A 1,264-nucleotide genomic window follows, 5' to 3' on the forward strand; every position below is an offset into this window, starting at 1 on the left:
ATCTTTGTTAGTATCTTTTGCAAAGTATGCAACTGCTGACATCATTGCTGTATATTGACCTTTCATGTCAGAAGTTCCTCTACCATATATTTTCCCGTCTACTATTTTTCCTTCAAAAGGAGGAACGCTCCATTTGCTTTCATCTGGAACTGGAACTGTGTCTATATGACCATCAAATAATATTTTCTTACCTGGTTTGTTTCCTTTTATGCATCCTACTATATTTCCATATCTATCTCTTGACCAACTGTCAAAACCTAATTTTGCAAAAGATTCTTCTATTGCTTTTACAACGCCTTCTTCATTTCCAGAAGAACTAGGATTTTGAATTAATTTTTGACATATTTCAGTTACTTCTTGTTTTCTTTGTTCATTTAACATTTCATTATCCCCCTAGATTTTTTATAATGTATGTATTATATGTTATATACTTTCTAAATTTTAGAATTTATATATTTTCTAAATATGTAAATTGCTACTTAATAATGATATTTTAATCATTATTTATATACTTGGATATTCTCCATCCCAAACTATACTTCTGTATTTATCAGGATCAGTGTCTCCTTCTGTACTTATTAAAAGTATTCTTGAATTTTCATCTAATTTTAAATCTTTTCTTAAGTCTGCTAAATCTTCTCTTTCCATAGCTGCTATTAAAAGACCAGTTGTAACTGCTCCAGATTCTCCAGAGATTACCTTTGCATCCCCATTTAAAGGATTACCTAATGTTCTCATACCTTTAGCAGAAACCCAGTCTGGTGCTGAAACAAATGCTGCAGCATGATTTTTTAATACTTCAAATCCTATAGTATTTGGTTCTCCACAAGCAAGACCAGCCATTATAGTTGGCATATCTCCTCCAACAAATCTTGGTTTTCCATCTCCTGCTTCTGCTGATTTATAGTAACAATCAGCTTCATCAGCTTCTACTACTACTGTTATTGGGCATTCATCGTATATTGAAGCAACATATCCTTGAACTGCTCCAGCAAGTGAACCAACCCCTGCTTGCACAAATACATGTGTTGGTCTATCTACTCCATATTCTTTTAATTGCTCTATCGCTTCTTGAGCCATAGTTCCATATCCTTGCATTATCCATGCTGGAATTTCTTCATATCCATCCCATGCTGTATCTTGAACCATTACTCCATGATCATCAGCTTCTGCATAATCATTAGCTAATCTTACTGCATCATCATAGTTTAAGTCTGTTATACTAGCATCTGCTCCTTCTCCTTTGATTTTATTTAATCTAAAC

General features: G+C 33.4%; 2 protein-coding genes. Both read right to left on the bottom strand.

Translation table 11 applies throughout. The features are described 5' to 3' along the window. A partial coding sequence (locus Q3287_RS19335; RefSeq protein ID WP_407964674.1) for a M20/M25/M40 family metallo-hydrolase occupies positions 1–381 on the bottom strand: 381 nt, incomplete at its 3' end. Positions 382–504: 123 nt separating this feature from the next. Continuing rightward, a partial coding sequence (locus tag Q3287_RS19340) for a diaminopropionate ammonia-lyase (RefSeq protein WP_407964675.1) occupies positions 505–1,264 on the bottom strand: 760 nt, incomplete at its 5' end.

The organism is Clostridioides sp. GD02404 (genome assembly GCF_045898275.1).
Lineage (GTDB): Bacteria > Bacillota > Clostridia > Peptostreptococcales > Peptostreptococcaceae > Clostridioides > Clostridioides difficile_A.